The sequence below is a fragment of the Cupriavidus pauculus genome (assembly GCF_008693385.1).
GTDB lineage: Bacteria > Pseudomonadota > Gammaproteobacteria > Burkholderiales > Burkholderiaceae > Cupriavidus > Cupriavidus pauculus_D.
The window spans coordinates 3,161,958-3,177,398 of sequence record NZ_CP044065.1 but is presented as its reverse complement, the minus strand read 5'-3'; the positions used below and the strand labels follow the sequence as shown (position 1 = coordinate 3,177,398).

Sequence of the window (15,441 nt, the reverse complement as noted above, 5' to 3'; positions counted from 1 at the left end):
GGTGCGGTGGAGCACGCGTCTTCCCCGATCCTGCTCCGGTTTGTCCGAATTCTGCAGTGCCTTCCGAGCATGCAATGACTGATGGTTCAGGGCGGATATGCCGCGCTATTCGTGCGGCATTCCGGACACCCTCCGGATCTCCTCGGCCACGATCGCGATCAGCGCGTCGGCGGCCGTGCCGAGCGGACGCTGCGGATGGCTCACGCATACCAGATGGCGCACGATGCGCGGCGCCAGGATCGGATAAATGCGCAGCCTGCCCTCGGTCACCGCCCGCTGCACCACGATGCGCGGCAGCACCGTGGCAAAGCGCGTGGCCTCGACGAACTGCATGATCGTTCCGAGGATATCGATCTCGAACTTTGGCTGCAGCGTGACACCTTCGACCTGCGTCGCGGCGTCTATCACGCCGCGCAGGCCATGACGTTTGGTGGGCAACACCAGTTCCAGTCCGGGCAGCTTGGCGAGTTCGACCGCCGCCGGCAGTTCCACGCCATGCTCGGTACTGGTGACCAGCACCATTTCCTCGTCGTGCAGGGTCTGCACATGGAGCGAGAGCTTGCCACGGGGCTTATGCACCACCGCGGCGTCGAGATGCCCCGCGGAGACCAGGTCGATCAGCGTGGCACTGAATCCGTCCGCGACGGACACCTCCATATTCGGGTAGCGCGCGTTGAAGCGGGCCAGCGACCCCACCAGCACGCTTTCCGTCTCCGACGCCACCATGCCGATGGAGATGCTGCCGGCCACCTGCTCTTCGCGTTGCATCAGTTGCTGCCGCGCATTGGCGAGGTCTCGCGTGATCGGCAGGAACAGCCGGTACATCATGCGGCCGGCGGCGGTCGGGACCATCCCGTGCGGGATGCGATCGAACAGCTTCTGGCCGAACTCTTCCTCCAGCTTGGCGATCTGCATGCTCAGTGCTGGCTGCACGATGTTCATGCGCTTGGCCGCACGTGTGACGGAGCCATCTTCGAAGAGCGCGATGAAGTACTGAATTTGTTTGAGGTCCATGCGCTTCTCGCTATCAGTCTTAATGATGCAGTCGATCAATAAACAATATTATAACTAATACCAGATTCTCACTAAGCTCCTGTTCAAGGCTGCAGGAACCGCGGATTCGTCCGTCGGATCCCGCGGACAGAATGGAGACAGGCATGAGAATCAAAGATGCTGGCGGCATGACCGGCAAGATCGAGGAGACCCGCGCGTCGGCCGGGCGCCAGCGTCATGTGGGCCGCCCGCATGTGGGCCGATCGATGGAGCGGCTCGAGGACGCTGCGATCCTGACAGGCCGTGGCCGCTATGGCGATGACCTGGGCGTGAAGCCCGGCACCCTGCACGCCGCCATCGTGCGTTCCCCGCATGCGCATGCCGAACTCGGCCGTATCGATGCCTCCGCCGCGCTCGACGCACCGGGCGTGCACGCGGTGCTGACCGGCGCGGACCTCGTGGCCTGGTCGCGTCCCTTCGTGGTGGCCGTGAAAGCCCCCATGGAGCAATGGGCGCTGGCCATGGACCGCGTGCGCTATGTGGGCGAGCCGGTGGCCGTGGTCGTGGCAGAAAGCCGCGCCCTCGCCGAAGACGCGCTCGATCTGGTGCGCGTCACTTACGACGTGCTGCCGCCCGTGGTATCGATCGAAGCGGCGCTGGGCGACGATGCGCCCGTCCTGCATCCCGGCGTGGGCGCCAATGTCGTGAGCGATCGCCACTTCCGCTACGGCGAGCCCGAAGCCGCTTTCGCCGCGGCCCCGCACCGGGTCACGTTGACCGCCCACTATCCGCGCAACACCTGCACGCCGATCGAATGCGGCGTGGTGATCGCGGAGTGCCTGCCCGGCGACGAAGGCTACGACGTCACCTCCAATTTCATGGGGCCGTTCTCGTTGCATGCGGTGATGGCGATGGCGCTCAAGGTGCCCGCCAACCGGCTGCGCCACAAAGCCCCGCGCGATTCCGGCGGCAGCTTCGGCGTGAAGCAGGCCGTGTTTCCCTACGCGGTGCTGATGTGCCTGGCGTCCCGCAAGGCCGGCGCGCCCGTGAAGTGGGTGGAAGACCGGCTCGAGCACCTCAGCGCCGCCACCTCCGCCACCGCGCGGCTGTCCACACTGGAAGCCGCGGTGAACGCCGATGGCCGCATCGTGGCGCTTTCCTATGACCAGGTCGAAGACTGCGGCGGCTACCTGCGCGCCCCGGAGCCCGCCACCTTCTATCGCATGCATGGCTGTCTGACCGGCGCCTACGACATCCCCAACCTGCTGGTGCGCAACCGGGTGGTGATGACCAACAAGACGCCCACCGGGCTGGTGCGTGGCTTTGGCGGGCCGCAGGTGTATTTCGCGCTGGAGCGGCTGGTCCAGCGCATCGCAACGCAGCTCGGACTCGATCCGCTCGACATCTATCGCCGCAACTTCGTTGCTGCCGATGCCTTCCCCTATCGCGCGGCGGCCGGGGCGTTGCTGGATTCCGGTAACTACCAGCAAGCGCTGACGCGCGCGCTGGAAGACGGCGGCTATGCCGAGCTGACGCGCCGCCGCGACGCCGCGCGCGCCGAGGGCCGGTTATATGGCATAGGCTTTGCCGCCATCGTGGAGCCGTCCGTCTCCAACATGGGCTACATCACCACCGCCATGCCGGCCGAGGCGCGCAAGAAAGCGGGCCCGAAGAATGGCGCCATCGCCAGCGCCACGGTCAGCGTGGATCTGCTTGGCGGTGTGGTGGTCACGATTGCCTCGACACCGGCCGGACAGGGGCATATGACCGTGTGCGCGCAGGTGGTGGCCGACGTGCTGGGCGTGGCCCCGGCCGAGGTGGTGGTGAACGTCGAGTTCGATACCCACAAGGATGCGTGGTCGGTGGCTGCCGGCAATTACTCCAGCCGCTTTGCCGGCGCGGTGGCCGGCACCGTGCATCTGGCCGCCCAGCGGGTACGCGACAAGCTGGCGCGCATCGCGGCGCCGCAGTTCGGCTGCACGCCTGCCGAGGTGGAGTTCGCGGACGGCCATATCGCCCGGCAGGGCGCACCCGAATCCGCACTGCCCTTCGCGCGTGTCGCGAGCAACGCGCCCCACTGGTCGCCGCAGCAATTGCCGGAGGGAGAAGAGCCTGGCCTGCGCGAGACGGTCTTCTGGTCGCCGCCCAATCTGGAAGCGCCCGATGACAGCGACCGCATCAACACCTCCGCCGCCTATGGTTTCGCTTTCGATATGTGCGGCGTGGAGATTGACCGTGCCACGGGCCGCGTGCGTATCGACCGCTACGTGACCGCGCATGACGCCGGCACGCTGCTGAACCCGGCGCTGGCCGATGGCCAGATCCGCGGGGCTTTCGCGCAGGGGCTCGGCGCGGCATTGATGGAGGAGTTCCGCTATGGCGCCGACGGGAGCTTTCAGTCCGGCACCCTGGCCGACTACCTGATGCCGACCACCTGCGAAGTGCCCGATCCGGTGATCGTGCATCTGGAAACACCGAGCCCTTTCACGCCGCTCGGCGCGAAGGGCCTTGGCGAGGGCAACAACATGAGCACGCCGCCCTGCATCGCGAACGCGGTGGCGGACGCGCTCGGCGTCGACGATATCCGCCTGCCGCTGACCCCGGCGAAGGTGATGGCCATGGTGGGCTTCGACGATCCGCCACCGTCGCGCCCCGAGCTGCTGGAAGCCATGCGGGATGCTGCCGTGCCTGCCGCCCGCAGGGGCAGTGGCAAGGCGCTCACCGCGCGCGGCACGGTGGATCTCGACGCCACACCCGAAGCCGTATTCGCCGTGCTGCTGGACCCGCAGGCGCTGGCCAGGGTCGTGCCCGGCTGCCACGCGCTGGAGCGCACCGCAGAAAACCATTACCGCGCCGATGTCACGGTCGGGGTCGGGATGATCAAGGCGCGCTTCGAGGCGGAGATCGCCCTGTCGGACCTCGATCCCCCGCACCGGCTGCGGCTAGCGGGCGCCGGCATGTCCTCGCTGGGCAGCGCGCGCGGCGCGGGCCTGGTGGAACTGGCGCCGCAGGGCAGCGGCACGCGCCTCAGTTACGACTACGAGGCCGAGGTCACCGGCAAGGTCGCGGCCGTGGGCGGTCGCATGCTGGAAGGCGCGGCCAAGGTGGTGCTGCGTCAGTTGTTCGAATCGCTCGGCCGCCAGGCCGCCGGCAAGCCAGTACGCCCGCAAGGCTGGCTTGACCGCCTGCTGGCTCGTTTGGGAGTTCGCCGATGAAACCATCCGCATTCGATTACCTGCGCGCCGAATCCACGCAGCACGCGCTCGATGCGCTTGCACGTGGCGGCGAGGGCGCGCGCGTGCTGGCCGGTGGCCAGTCGCTGATGGCGGTACTCAACATGCGCCTGGCACAGCCAGAACTGCTGATCGATATCTCGCGGACCGCCGAGCTGAATACGGTGCGCGTGGATGGCGGTCACCTGACGGTGGGTGCCGCGGCCACACAGGGCAGTGTCGAATGGCGCGCCACGCTGGCCGACGAGGTGCCGCTGCTGGCGATGGCCCTTCCGTTTATCTCGCATTTCCAGATTCGCAACCGGGGCACCGTGTGCGGCTCCGTGGCGCATGCCGATCCGAGCGCGGAATTGCCACTGGTGCTGACGGCGCTGGGCGGCGAAGTGGTGCTGCGCGCCGCGCGGCGCCGCCGCGTATTGCCGGCGGCCAGCTTCTTCCAGGGCATGTTGATGACGGCACGCGAGCCCGACGAGCTGGTGGAGGCGGTGCGCTTTCCGCTGCGGCGCCCCGGCGCGCGCTACGGCTTTGCCGAATTCTCCGCGCGCCACGGCGATTTCGCGCTCGTGTCCTGCGCGGCCACCGTGACCGATGACGCGATCGCGCTGGCGGTTGGCGGCGTGGCGGACCGGCCGGTGCTGGAAACCTGGCCCCGTCTTCAGGGCAAGGATCTCGAGGCCGCCATCAACGATTTCAGTTGGAAACTGGGCGCGCAAGACGACGCCCACATCAGCGCGCAGTACCGCCGGCATCTGGTGCGGCAACTGGGCAAGCGTGTGATCGAGGAGGCAAGATGAGCAAGACCACCAAGGGCGCCGGATCCGGCAAGCCCGCCGAGGTGATGCAGCGCCACGAGCAGCGGCGCATCACTCTGACCCTGAACGGCCGTGCGCGCAGCGGCCATTGCGAGCCGCGCGAGCTGCTGTCTGATTTTCTGCGCCACGAGCTCGGTGCCACCGGCACCCATGTGGGCTGCGAGCACGGTGTGTGCGGCGCCTGCACGGTACGCGTCGACGGCGTTGCCGCGCGCTCTTGCCTGATGCTGGCGGTGCAGGCGGAGCACCGGTCCATCGATACCGTCGAGGGACTGGCGCCGGCCGGGCAGCTCGGCGACCTGCAGGACGCCTTCCGCCGCCACCACGCGTTGCAGTGCGGCTTCTGCACGGCGGGCATCCTGATGTCTTGCGCGGACTATCTGGAGCGCGTGCCGGAGCCCAGCGAGGCGCAGGTGCGCGACATGCTATCCGGCCACCTGTGCCGCTGTACGGGCTATACGCCGATCGTGGCGGCAGTGCTCGACGTGGCGGCCGGTCGTGCCCGCGCGCGCGCCGCCGACCACGATGCAACGCGCCTGGAGGCTTGCGATGCTTGATCTGGGCCGCACCTTCCTCCAGAGCGTGGAGCGCAGTCCGCACACGCCCGCCATTGTCGATGGCGACCTGATGCTGACCTACGCGCAATGGTACGAGCGCATTCGATGCGTGGCCTCCGGCCTGCGCAAGCTTGGCCTGGCGCCAGGCGACCGATTGCTGGCCGTGCTGCAAAACCGCTGGGAAATGGCCACGCTGCACTGGGCCTGCCAGTTCGCTTCGATCGTGATGGTGCCGCTGAACTGGCGCGCGAAGCCGGAGGAGCTCGAATACTGCGTGCAGGATGCCGGCGTCAAGGCCGTGGTGTTCGAGCCGGTCAGCGCCGATGCGGTGCTGGCCAGCCCCGCGGCGCGGGCCGTGCCCCGCATTGCGCTGGACGGCGCGGCGGGCGGCGCGATGTCCTTCGCCGCGCTGCTGGACGGCGCCGCGCAGCATGACGGCCCGGTCGCCGAGGCGGGCGACCTCTCGCTGATGCTCTACACCTCCGGCACCACCGGCAAGCCCAAGGGCGTGCCGCGCCGCCACCAGCAGGAGCGTGCCGCGGCGCTGGCGCACGTAGCCCAGAACCTGTATCGCCGCGGTGAACGCACCCTTGGCGTCATGCCGCTCTACCACACCATGGGCGTGCGATCGCTGCTGGCCATGGCGCTGGTGGACGGCCTGTTCGTCTGCGTGCGGCGCTGGAACGCCGCGCTGGCACTCCAGGAGATCGCCACCCACCGAATCACCTGCCTGTATCTGGTGCCCACGCTGTACCACGACCTGCTGGCCGCCCCGGGGTTCGATGCCGCCCTCGTGCGCAGCGCGACCAAGCTCGGCTTTGCTGGCGCCTCGATGAGCGACGACCTGTTGCGCCGTCTTGCGATGGCGTTCGAGCCGGAACTGTTCGTGAACCACTACGGCTCGTCCGAGGTTTACACATTCAGCGTGGACCAGCGCGCCACCCGCAAGCCCGGCAGCGCCGGGCGCGCCGGAATCAACACGCGCCTGCGCGTGGTGCGCCTCGATGCGCGCTCACCCGACGATCTGGTCGCTTGCGGCGAGGAGGGCCAGATCATCGCCGATCTGCGCGGCGACGAGGCTTTCGAGGGCTACTGGAACCGCGACGACGCCAATGCGAAATCGCTGCGCGACGGCTGGTACTTCACGGGCGACACCGGCTACTTCGATGCCGAGGGCGACCTCTTCGTCAGCGGCCGGGTGGACGACATGATCATCAGCGGCGGCGAGAACGTGTCCCCGGTCGATATCGAATCCGTGCTGTCGCTTCATCCGGCGGTGGACGAGGTGGCGGTGGCGGGGGTGCCGGACCCGCGCTGGGGGCAGAAAGTGGTGGCGTTCGTCAAGCCGCGCGGCAACGTGGACGCACAGGCTCTCGATACCTACTGCCGTGGCTCGGACCTGGTGAACTTCAAGCGCCCGCGCGATTACGTGTTCGTGAAGGAGATCCCCAAGTCGCCGGTCGGCAAGATCCTCCGCCGCAAGCTCTCCGCCGGCGAGTACGAGCACGTCACCCCGCACGTCACCCCTTCCGGCGACCCCACCCTCAACCCCAATCCCAATCAGGCAGCGGACGCCACGCCTGCCGACACGATCAAGGAGTAAAACATGACCCAGGCAACCGAACTGATCCATCCCGACCAGCAACGTCTGCAAGAGCTCGACGGCTTCTCCGTGGAGATCGACGCCGCGCGCGAGCGTGCGGACATCATCCTGCACCGCCCGCCGTACAACGTCATTGCCATGGCGGCGCGCGACCAGTTGCGCGCCGTCATCGAAGCGCTCGATGCCGACGAGCGCGTGCGCGTGATCGTGCTGCGCTCGCAGGGGGAGCACTTCTCCAGCGGCGGCGATATCAAGGGCTTTCTGGAGGCGTCGCCCGAGCACGTCTCGCAGCTGGCGTGGAACGTTGCAGCGCCGGCGCGCTGCAGCAAGCCGGTGATTGCCGCCAACCGCGGCTATTGCTTTGGCGTGGGCTTCGAACTGTCGCTGGCCTGCGACTTCCGCATTGCCACCGAGACCACGCAGTACGCGCTGCCGGAGCAGAAGCTCGGGCAGATTCCTGGCTCGGGCGGCTCGGCGCGCCTGCAGAAGATGGTGGGCATCGGCCGCACCAAGGACATCGTGATGCGCTCGCGCCGTATCTCGGGCAAGCAAGCCTATGAGTGGGGCATCGCGGTGGAGTGTGTCGCCGACGCGGAACTGGAAGCCGCCACCGATGCGCTGGTCGACGAGCTGCGCAGCTTCTCCCCGCTGGCGCAGCGTACCGCCAAAAAGCTGCTCAACGACACCGAAGACGCGCCGCTGTCCATCGCCATCGAGCTGGAAGGGCATTGCTATAGCCGCCTCCGCAGCTCGGACGATTTCCGCGAGGGCGTGGAAGCGTTCCACGGCAAGCGCAAGCCGGCGTTCACCGGTAGCTGACGCAATCGGGGGGCGCCTGACGGCAACGAACCGCCACGCGCCACCGCTGCCGCATTGATCGCGGCAGAGATCCAAATCAAAGGAGACAGACAACTATGGAAGCCGTAGCAAAGACGAGGACGGACACGATCGACGATACGCTGCCAGCGGCGAGCAATCGCCAGGTGCTTGGTGCGGTGACGGCGTCGTGCATGGGATGGGCGCTGGACCTGTTCGACCTGTTCATTCTGCTGTTCGTGGCGCCTGTGATCGGCAGGCTGTTTTTTCCGTCGGAACATGCCATGCTGTCGCTGGCGGCCGTGTACGCGTCGTTTGCGGTGACGCTGCTGATGCGTCCGCTCGGCTCCGCGATCTTCGGCTCCTATGCCGATCGCCGCGGGCGCAAGGGCGCGATGGTCGTTGCGGTGACCGGCGTTGGCTTGTCCACGGCGGCGTTCGGGCTGCTGCCCACGGTGGCACAAGTGGGACTGCTCGCGCCGGGCTTGTTCATCCTGCTGCGCCTGGCGCAGGGGATCTTTGTCGGCGGCGTGGTGGCCTCCACCCACACCATCGGTACGGAATCGGTGCCGCCGTCCTGGCGCGGCGCCGTGTCGGGACTGGTCGGTGGCGGTGGCGCGGGCATCGGGGCGCTGCTGGCTTCCATCACCTACATGGCAATGACCGCGCTGTTTCCCGGCGATGCGTTCGACGTCTGGGGTTGGCGCTGCATGTTCTTCGCCGGCATCATCAGCGCGGTGCTCGGCCTGATCATCTTCAACTCGCTCGAGGAGTCGCCGCTGTGGAAGCAGTTGCAGGCGGCCAAGGGCCGCACCGCACCGGCCGACGCCCCGTTGCGCGTCTTGTTCTCCAGCAAGTACCGCGGCGTCCTCGTTGTCAATATCCTGCTCACGATGGGCGGCGGCAGCGCCTACTACCTGACTTCAGGCTATCTGCCATCCTTCCTCAAGATCGCAGTGAACGCGCCGGCGGGCGCGTCCGCGGCCATTCTGATGGCCAGCAGTGCCGGCGTCATCGTGGCATCGATCTTTGCCGGTCACCTCAGCACGCTGATCGGTCGCCGGCGATGCTTCCTGCTGATCGGTGCCTTGAATCTGGTGCTGCTGCCGTGGATCTATCAACAGATGCCCGCAGCGCAGGACGTCATCACGCTCGGCATGTATGCGACAGCGCTGGCGATGCTCGGCTGCATGGGCTTTTCCCCGATCCTTATTTTCCTGAACGAACGGTTCCCGACCAGCATCCGTGCCACGGGGACTGGGCTGTCATGGAATATCGGCTTCGCGATCGGCGGGATGATGCCAACCTTTGCATCGCTGTGCGCCAGCACCCCCGCCGACCTGCCGAGGGTACTCGGAATCTTCGTCGCCGCGGTCACTGCCATTTACCTGGCTGGCGCGGTGATCGTGCCGGAAACCATCGGGCGCCTTGGAGAAAAGTGAGGCGGGCGCGCGGCGAGGGAGCGCCAGGCGACCAATAAAAATGGCCAGCATTTGCTGGCCATTTTTTCCACACATGCTGCCGCGTTACTGCGGGCTTTGCAGGCTTTGCAGTTCCTGCGTGAACGTCTTGGTGTAAGCCGCGTTCGAGAAGCCCGTGGCGTACGCGTTGTTCGATACCCACCTCACGGTGCGGCCAAGTTCCGGCGACCACCAGCCCGTGATCGTTTCCGAGTACGTTGCCGTGCCGAGGTTGCCGTTCGGCAGCAGGCTGTCGTTCGAGTTCGTGTACGTGATCACGAAGTTGACGCGCAGCGCGTTGTACGTGCCGGCGGCGACCGTGACCGGCTCGTAGCCCACCACGGTTGCCGTCACGTTGCCCGTCTCGCGATAGCCGGCCACGCAGCTGTAGTTCCACGTGTCGGTCCACGACTTGCCGACGTACATCGGGAAGGTGAACAGGGTGCGCTTGGGCGTGTACGTGCACAGGTTGCCGTTGCTGAGGAACGTGCGGGTCAGGCGGTTGCCGTCGAGGTTCTGCGTGTAGCGTACGTCCGGCGTGTTCGTGTCGGCGTTGACGCTGTCGACCGTGACGATACCGTTGGCGACGGCCGTCGTCGTGTAGGCAATGTGTTGCGTGCTGACGGTGCCGCCGAGGCGTGTCGTGGTTTCGGTGAGCGTGGCTACCGTGCCGACCTTCGGCGCGGGCACCGTGTAGCGTTGCGGTGCCACCGTCAGGTTCAGCTTGAACACCTTGCTGGCATCGCTCACCAGCGTGCCCGTGAGCTGGATGGTGTCGCCGGTCGGGCTGATCAGGTTGCCCGACCAGACCGTTTCGCTTTGCGACTGGTTCGTCAGCGTCGTCAGGTTGCTCGTGATGACCGCCTGCCACCTGACCGGCGCGCCCGTGCGCAGCGTGATGAAATCGCCCGACTGCACGTTGAGCGTCGCGGTCTGGCCGCTGCCGACGGTTGTCCCTTGCGTGCTGCTGCCCGTAGCGCTCACATTCAGCGAGCTGCCGGCGTCATCCCCACCACCACCGCAAGCACAAAGCATTGCAGCCAGCGCACAGCTGGCCATCCACTTACCCATTGCCTTCATGATTTCCCCTAACGTTTTTGTTTGTTTTGTCGATTGGCCCGAATTTGGTGACCGGCTCTCGATCAGGGGGAGATTCTAGAGAAGAGTGGTGTACGCGGCGCTCCCAACGTCAGGGGGATTGCCGCTTTATCGATATATTGTTGATAAATGATACATACAAGACATCTACGTGCCGACTCGGCTGTCAGCGCCAGAACAGGCTGCTTACCAGCACGAGCGTGCCGAACAGCGCGCCGAGCATGCCCAGGGATTCGCGCAGGCCGCTGCGTTCGCGCCGGCGCGTGGGCGCGGATGGGGCTGGAGTAGTATCTGCAGCATGGACGCTTCGTTGGACGCTGGCCGGCATGGCTATTCTCGTGAGTGGAGTCGATGGGATGCATCATGCGGGCCGCAACCTGAACGGCGGCTGAGCATGGCGTTCAGGTTGCGTTCAGCTTCGGCGCGTCAGGATGACGCCATGGCTACCAGAACCTTCCATCTCCGCAATGCCGCGATCGCCCTCTCCATGGCGGCGACCCTCGGCGTGCTGTCCGTGACCTCGTACCCCGCGATGGCCGACACCGATGCCGATCGGGCGCGGGCCGCGCTCAGGGCCGGCGAGATCGTGCCGCTGGCGCGCGTGCTCGATGCCGTCAATCGCACCTACAACGGCGACGTGCTCGACGTGGAGCTCGATCACGACGACGGCCAGTGGATCTACGAGGTGAAGCTGCTGCTGCCCGATGGGGGCGTGTCCAAGCTCAAGTACGACGCGCGGACCGTGGCGCTGATCAAGAGCAAGGGCGCGAAGCTCGACGGCGCGCGAAAGGCGCCCTGACATGCGCATCCTGGTGGTGGAGGATGAACCCGACCTGGCGCGGCAACTCGAGCAGTCGCTCGTGGCGGCGGGGTTTGCCGTGGACGTGGCCGCCGATGGACTCGATGGCTGGCACCTTGGCAGCGAGAACCCCTACGACGCCGCGATTCTCGATCTCGGCCTGCCGTCGCTCGACGGCTTGTCCGTCCTGCGGCGCTGGCGCGAAGCGGGATCGGAGCTGCCGGTGCTGATCCTCACCGCGCGCGACAGCTGGGTGGAGAAGGTCGAGGGGATCGATGCGGGCGCCGACGACTACCTGACCAAGCCGTTCCGCATGGAGGAGCTGCAGGCGCGCATCCGCGCACTGATTCGCCGCGCGTCGGGCAAGCTCGCGCCCGTGCTCGCCTGTGGGCCGATCGAACTGAACCCGCGCACGGGCACCGTGTCGGTCGCCGGCGCGGTGGTCTCGCTCACGAGCCACGAGTTTCGCGTGCTCGATTACCTGATGCACCATCAGGACGAGATCGTGAGCAAGACCGCGCTGACCGAGCATATCTACGCGCAGGACTTCGACCGCGACAGCAATACCATCGAGGTGTTCATCGGCCGGCTGCGCAAGAAGCTCGACACCGATCGCATCGAGACCGTGCGCGGCCGCGGCTATCGCATGAAGTCCGCGCAGGCATGACGGCGCCGGCGCAATCCCCCACGCGCTCGATCGCGCGACGGCTGTTCGCGGTCTCCACGCTATGGGTGATCGGCGCGCTCGTCACGACGGGCCTGATCCTGTCCGCGCTGTTCGAGCGCCATGTCGATCAGACCTACGCCAGCCAGCTCAATCGTGAAGTGACGAGCCTCGCGGGGTCGCTTGAATGGACACCCGCCGGCGTGCTCGTGAACACGCGCACGCCCGCCGATCCGCGCTATGAGCGCCCCTACTCCGGCGCCTACTGGCACGCGGTCGGCGGCAAGTCCGAAGTACGTTCGCGCTCGCTATGGGATGCCGAGTTCCCCGCGAAGATGGATCGCGAGGTGCCGACGACGGATGCCTACGTGGCCACGGGGCCGCGCGATCAGTCGCTGATGGTGATGACGCGCACGGTGCGGCTGGAAGGCACGGGGACGCCGAGCCCGCAGGGAGCACAGGGGACAGCGATGCCGCCCGTCACGATCGGCGTGGCGATCGACCGAACCGAACTGCGCGCGGCCAAGCGCTCGTTCCGCAATCTGCTGTGGCTGTCGCTCGCGGTGCTCGGCGCGGGCCTGGTGGCCGCCGTCGTCGCGCAGATCAGCTTCGGCCTGTTGCCGCTCAGGCGGTTGCGCGAAGCGTTGGTCTCCATGCACCGGCAGCGCGAAACGACGCTCGGCGGCACATGGCCCAGCGAAGTGATTCCGCTCGTCGATGAAATCAACAAGCTGCTCGCGCGCAATGCCGAGGCCGTCGCGCGCTCGCGGCGCCAGGCCGCGGATCTCGCGCATGCGGTCAAGACCCCACTGGCCGTGCTGACGAACGATATCGATCGCCTGCCGCCCGAAGAGCGGCATCGCATGGCCGAGCAGTTCGACGTCATGCGCAGGCAGGTCGATCGCCATCTGGCCCGCGCGCGTGCCGCCGGTGCCACGCGCGATGCGGGGCTGGTGCCCGTGCACGACGTGGCGGGCTCGCTCGTGCACGCGCTGCGCAGACTGCATGGCGAACGCGCGCTCGATATCGAGGCGGAGGGCGAAGGGATGTTCCCCGGCGACCGGCAGGACCTGATCGAGATGCTCGGCAACCTGCTCGACAACGCATGCCGCTGGGCGCGGCACAGCGTGCGTCTGCGCGTGGCGCAGCGCGACGATGCGCTGGAGATCGAGGTTGCCGACGACGGCCCTGGCATTCCGGACGAGGCGCGCGAGGCCGTGATGTCGCGCTTTGTGCGGCTCGACGAGCAGGCCGAAGGCAGCGGACTCGGGCTGGCGATCGTGCGCGATATCAGCGCGCTGTATGGCGGCGAACTGCAACTTGCACGGGCGCGCGAAGGCGGGCTTTCGGCGCGGTTGCGATTTCCGTCGGGTGGATGAGCGCGGGTTAAAAAAAAGCTCCCCGGAGGGAGCCGCAGTCCTGCAAGTTGTTCGGGACGTATCAGGACGCGAGCCGCAGCGCGATGGCCTCCTCGAGCATGTCGAGCCGATCCTGCCCCCAGAACAACTCCCCCTCGAACACATAGGACGGCGAGCCGAACACGCCCGCCGCGACGGCCTCGTCGGTGTAGCGGCGGTACAGTGCCTCGATGTCGTCCTGCAGCGCCCGCGCCAGCAGCGCATCGGCATCGAGGCCCTGCCCGCGCACGATCTCGCGCAGCGTGTCCGCCGACGAGATATCGCGTTCCTCGCACCATTCGGCGTGCAGGATGGCCTTGTACAGCCCGAGCACCGGCAGGTGCGCCCGATCGGCCGCGATCACGATGCGCGACGCGAGGTCCGCGTTCGGGCACATGTACTTCGGCGTCGGATTCACGTCGATGCCGAGCTTGCGGCACCAGCGCCTGAGCTCCGCGATGCGATATTGCTGGCGCTCCGGCGCGCGCTGGCCGAGCAGCACGCCGCCCGTGCGCGCATAGACGTTGGGCAGGTCCACGGGCTTGTGCCGGATCTCCACATCCATGCGCCGCGAAAGCGCGTCGAGCCGATCGGCGCCGAGGTAGGCCCAGTCCGAGTTGAGCCAGAAGTAGTAGTCGATATGCGGGCGGGTCATGCGCGCTTACCCCCCTTGTGTGCCGCGTTGCACGGCGCCGAGCGGAGCCGTCGCGAATGCCGAATCGCGCATGCATGCGGCGCTGATGAACGCGATGACGCTCAGCGCGCAGAGATACCACACGATATACGTGGGACTGCCCTTGCCATAGGCGAGCAGCGAGGTGGCGACGATGGGCGCGAGCCCGCCGCCGATGGCGCCCGATACCTGCACCGCGATCGAGATGCCGCTGTAACGCACCTCGGCCGGAAACTGCGCGGAGAACAGGCTGCCTTCGGGGCCGTAGAGGCAGGCGTAGACGAGGCCGATCGCAATCGCGACCGCAATGGTGATGTTCTTCGGATCGAGCGACTGCAGCAGCGAGAAGAACTGCGGCGCGAAGACCAGAATGCCGACCGTGCCTGCCATGAACACCCACTTGAAGCCGAAGCGATCGCCCAGCACGCCGAACAGCGGCATGGTGAACAGCGCGATGGCCGCGCCCCATACGGTGGCATCGAGCATCACCGACTTGGGCACACCGAGCGTGCCCGTGGCGTACGCCAGCGAGAACGTGACCACGGTATAGAACCACGTCACCTCGGCAAGGCGTCCGCCGACGACGGTGAGCACCTGGCGCGGATAGCGCTTGAGCACCACCATCGCGGGCATCTCCACCTTCTCGCCCTTCTTCTGCATCTGCTCGAAGTCCGGCGACTCGGCGACCTTCGCGCGAATGAACCAGCCGACCGCGAGCAGGATCACGCTGGCGAGGAACGGCACGCGCCAGCCCCATGTCAGCATGTCCTTCTCGGGCAACGCGGCCACCATGCCCATGGCGAGCGACGACAGCACGAGTCCCGGCGCGACACCGGCCTGCGGCAGGCTGCCGAAGAAGCCCTTCTTGCCCTCGGGCGCATGTTCCACGGCCATCAGCACCGCGCCGCCCCACTCGCCGCCCACCGCGATGCCCTGCAGCAGGCGCAGCAGCACGAGCGCCACGGCGGCCCAGTAGCCAATGCTGTCGTACGACGGAATCAGGCCGATGAGGATGGTCGGAATGCCCATCATGAACAGCGTGATCAGCAACATCGACTTGCGGCCGACCTTGTCGCCGAAATGGCCGAACACGATGCCGCCGAGCGGCCGCGCGAAGAAGCCCACCGAGTAGGTAGCAAACGCGGCGAGCGTGCCCGTGAGCGGATCGAACGAGGGGAAGAAGATCTTGTTGAAGATCAGCGCGGCCGCGGTACCGTACAGAAAAAAGTCGTACCACTCGATGGTGGTACCCATCATGCTGGCCAGACCCGCGGTGATGTACTCGCGCCGCGTGCGCGTGGTGGGAATGCTGCTCATCGTGACGCTCCTTGTGTGG

Annotated in this window: 14 protein-coding genes; 9 read left to right on the top strand and 5 right to left on the bottom strand. The window is 67.0% G+C overall.

Annotated elements, in window-relative coordinates:
* Positions 1-105: 105 nt before the first annotated feature.
* A complete protein-coding gene (locus FOB72_RS14615) occupies positions 106-1,014 on the bottom strand; it encodes a LysR family transcriptional regulator (protein WP_150373269.1) in 909 nt (302 codons plus the stop codon).
* Positions 1,015-1,157: 143 nt separating this feature from the next.
* On the opposite strand from FOB72_RS14615, the gene FOB72_RS14610 reads away from it, so the two are divergent.
* The 6 genes from FOB72_RS14610 (at position 1,158) to FOB72_RS14585 (ending at position 9,456) form a co-directional block, all read left to right on the top strand.
* A complete protein-coding gene (locus FOB72_RS14610; RefSeq protein ID WP_150373267.1) occupies positions 1,158-4,208 on the top strand; it encodes a xanthine dehydrogenase family protein molybdopterin-binding subunit in 3,051 nt (1,016 codons plus the stop codon).
* Positions 4,205-5,020, top strand: coding sequence for an FAD binding domain-containing protein (locus tag FOB72_RS14605; RefSeq protein ID WP_150373266.1), 816 nt, complete (start codon positions 4,205-4,207; stop codon positions 5,018-5,020). The genes FOB72_RS14610 and FOB72_RS14605 overlap by 4 nt, the downstream gene beginning before the upstream one ends.
* Entirely contained in the window at positions 5,017-5,595 is a 579-nt protein-coding gene (locus FOB72_RS14600) for a (2Fe-2S)-binding protein (protein ID WP_150373264.1), read from the top strand. The genes FOB72_RS14605 and FOB72_RS14600 overlap by 4 nt, the downstream gene beginning before the upstream one ends.
* Complete coding sequence (locus FOB72_RS14595) at positions 5,588-7,198, top strand: AMP-binding protein (RefSeq protein ID WP_150373262.1); 1,611 nt, start codon at positions 5,588-5,590, stop codon at positions 7,196-7,198. Before FOB72_RS14600 ends, FOB72_RS14595 begins: the two co-directional genes overlap by 8 nt.
* A 3-nt stretch (positions 7,199-7,201) precedes the next feature.
* Complete coding sequence (locus tag FOB72_RS14590; protein ID WP_150373261.1) at positions 7,202-8,017, top strand: enoyl-CoA hydratase/isomerase family protein; 816 nt, start codon at positions 7,202-7,204, stop codon at positions 8,015-8,017.
* A gap of 95 nt (positions 8,018-8,112) precedes the next feature.
* A complete protein-coding gene (locus FOB72_RS14585) occupies positions 8,113-9,456 on the top strand; it encodes an MFS transporter (RefSeq protein WP_150373259.1) in 1,344 nt (447 codons plus the stop codon).
* Between the two features lie 84 nt (positions 9,457-9,540).
* On the opposite strand, the gene FOB72_RS14580 is transcribed toward FOB72_RS14585, so the two are convergent.
* Both FOB72_RS14580 and FOB72_RS32200 read right to left on the bottom strand, forming a co-directional pair.
* Complete coding sequence (locus FOB72_RS14580) at positions 9,541-10,458, bottom strand: hypothetical protein (protein WP_150373257.1); 918 nt, start codon at positions 10,456-10,458, stop codon at positions 9,541-9,543.
* A gap of 280 nt (positions 10,459-10,738) precedes the next feature.
* Positions 10,739-10,900: a hypothetical protein gene (locus tag FOB72_RS32200; RefSeq protein WP_191002157.1), complete on the bottom strand. Its 162-nt coding sequence runs from the start codon at positions 10,898-10,900 to the stop codon at positions 10,739-10,741.
* A 111-nt stretch (positions 10,901-11,011) separates the two neighbouring features.
* Between FOB72_RS32200 and FOB72_RS14575 the strand changes: the two genes are divergently transcribed.
* Genes FOB72_RS14575 through FOB72_RS14565 form a run of 3 tightly spaced genes read left to right on the top strand, consistent with a single transcriptional unit; the run spans position 11,012 to position 13,414 of the window.
* A complete protein-coding gene (locus FOB72_RS14575) occupies positions 11,012-11,371 on the top strand; it encodes a PepSY domain-containing protein (protein ID WP_223851347.1) in 360 nt (119 codons plus the stop codon).
* Position 11,372: 1 nt separating this feature from the next.
* Positions 11,373-12,038 (top strand): response regulator transcription factor, encoded by a 666-nt coding sequence (locus tag FOB72_RS14570; RefSeq protein ID WP_150373256.1) that lies wholly within the window; start codon positions 11,373-11,375, stop codon positions 12,036-12,038.
* Positions 12,035-13,414: a sensor histidine kinase gene (locus tag FOB72_RS14565; RefSeq protein ID WP_150373254.1), complete on the top strand. Its 1,380-nt coding sequence runs from the start codon at positions 12,035-12,037 to the stop codon at positions 13,412-13,414. Before FOB72_RS14570 ends, FOB72_RS14565 begins: the two co-directional genes overlap by 4 nt.
* Before the next feature lie 61 nt (positions 13,415-13,475).
* Here FOB72_RS14565 and FOB72_RS14560 read toward each other — a convergent pair whose 3' ends face one another.
* On the bottom strand, positions 13,476-14,087 hold the full coding sequence (locus FOB72_RS14560; protein WP_150373252.1) for a 2-hydroxychromene-2-carboxylate isomerase: 612 nt from the start codon (positions 14,085-14,087) through the stop codon (positions 13,476-13,478).
* 6 nt (positions 14,088-14,093) lie between these two features.
* Positions 14,094-15,422, bottom strand: coding sequence for an MFS transporter (locus FOB72_RS14555; protein WP_150373251.1), 1,329 nt, complete (start codon positions 15,420-15,422; stop codon positions 14,094-14,096).
* Between the last annotated feature and the right edge of the window lie 19 nt (positions 15,423-15,441).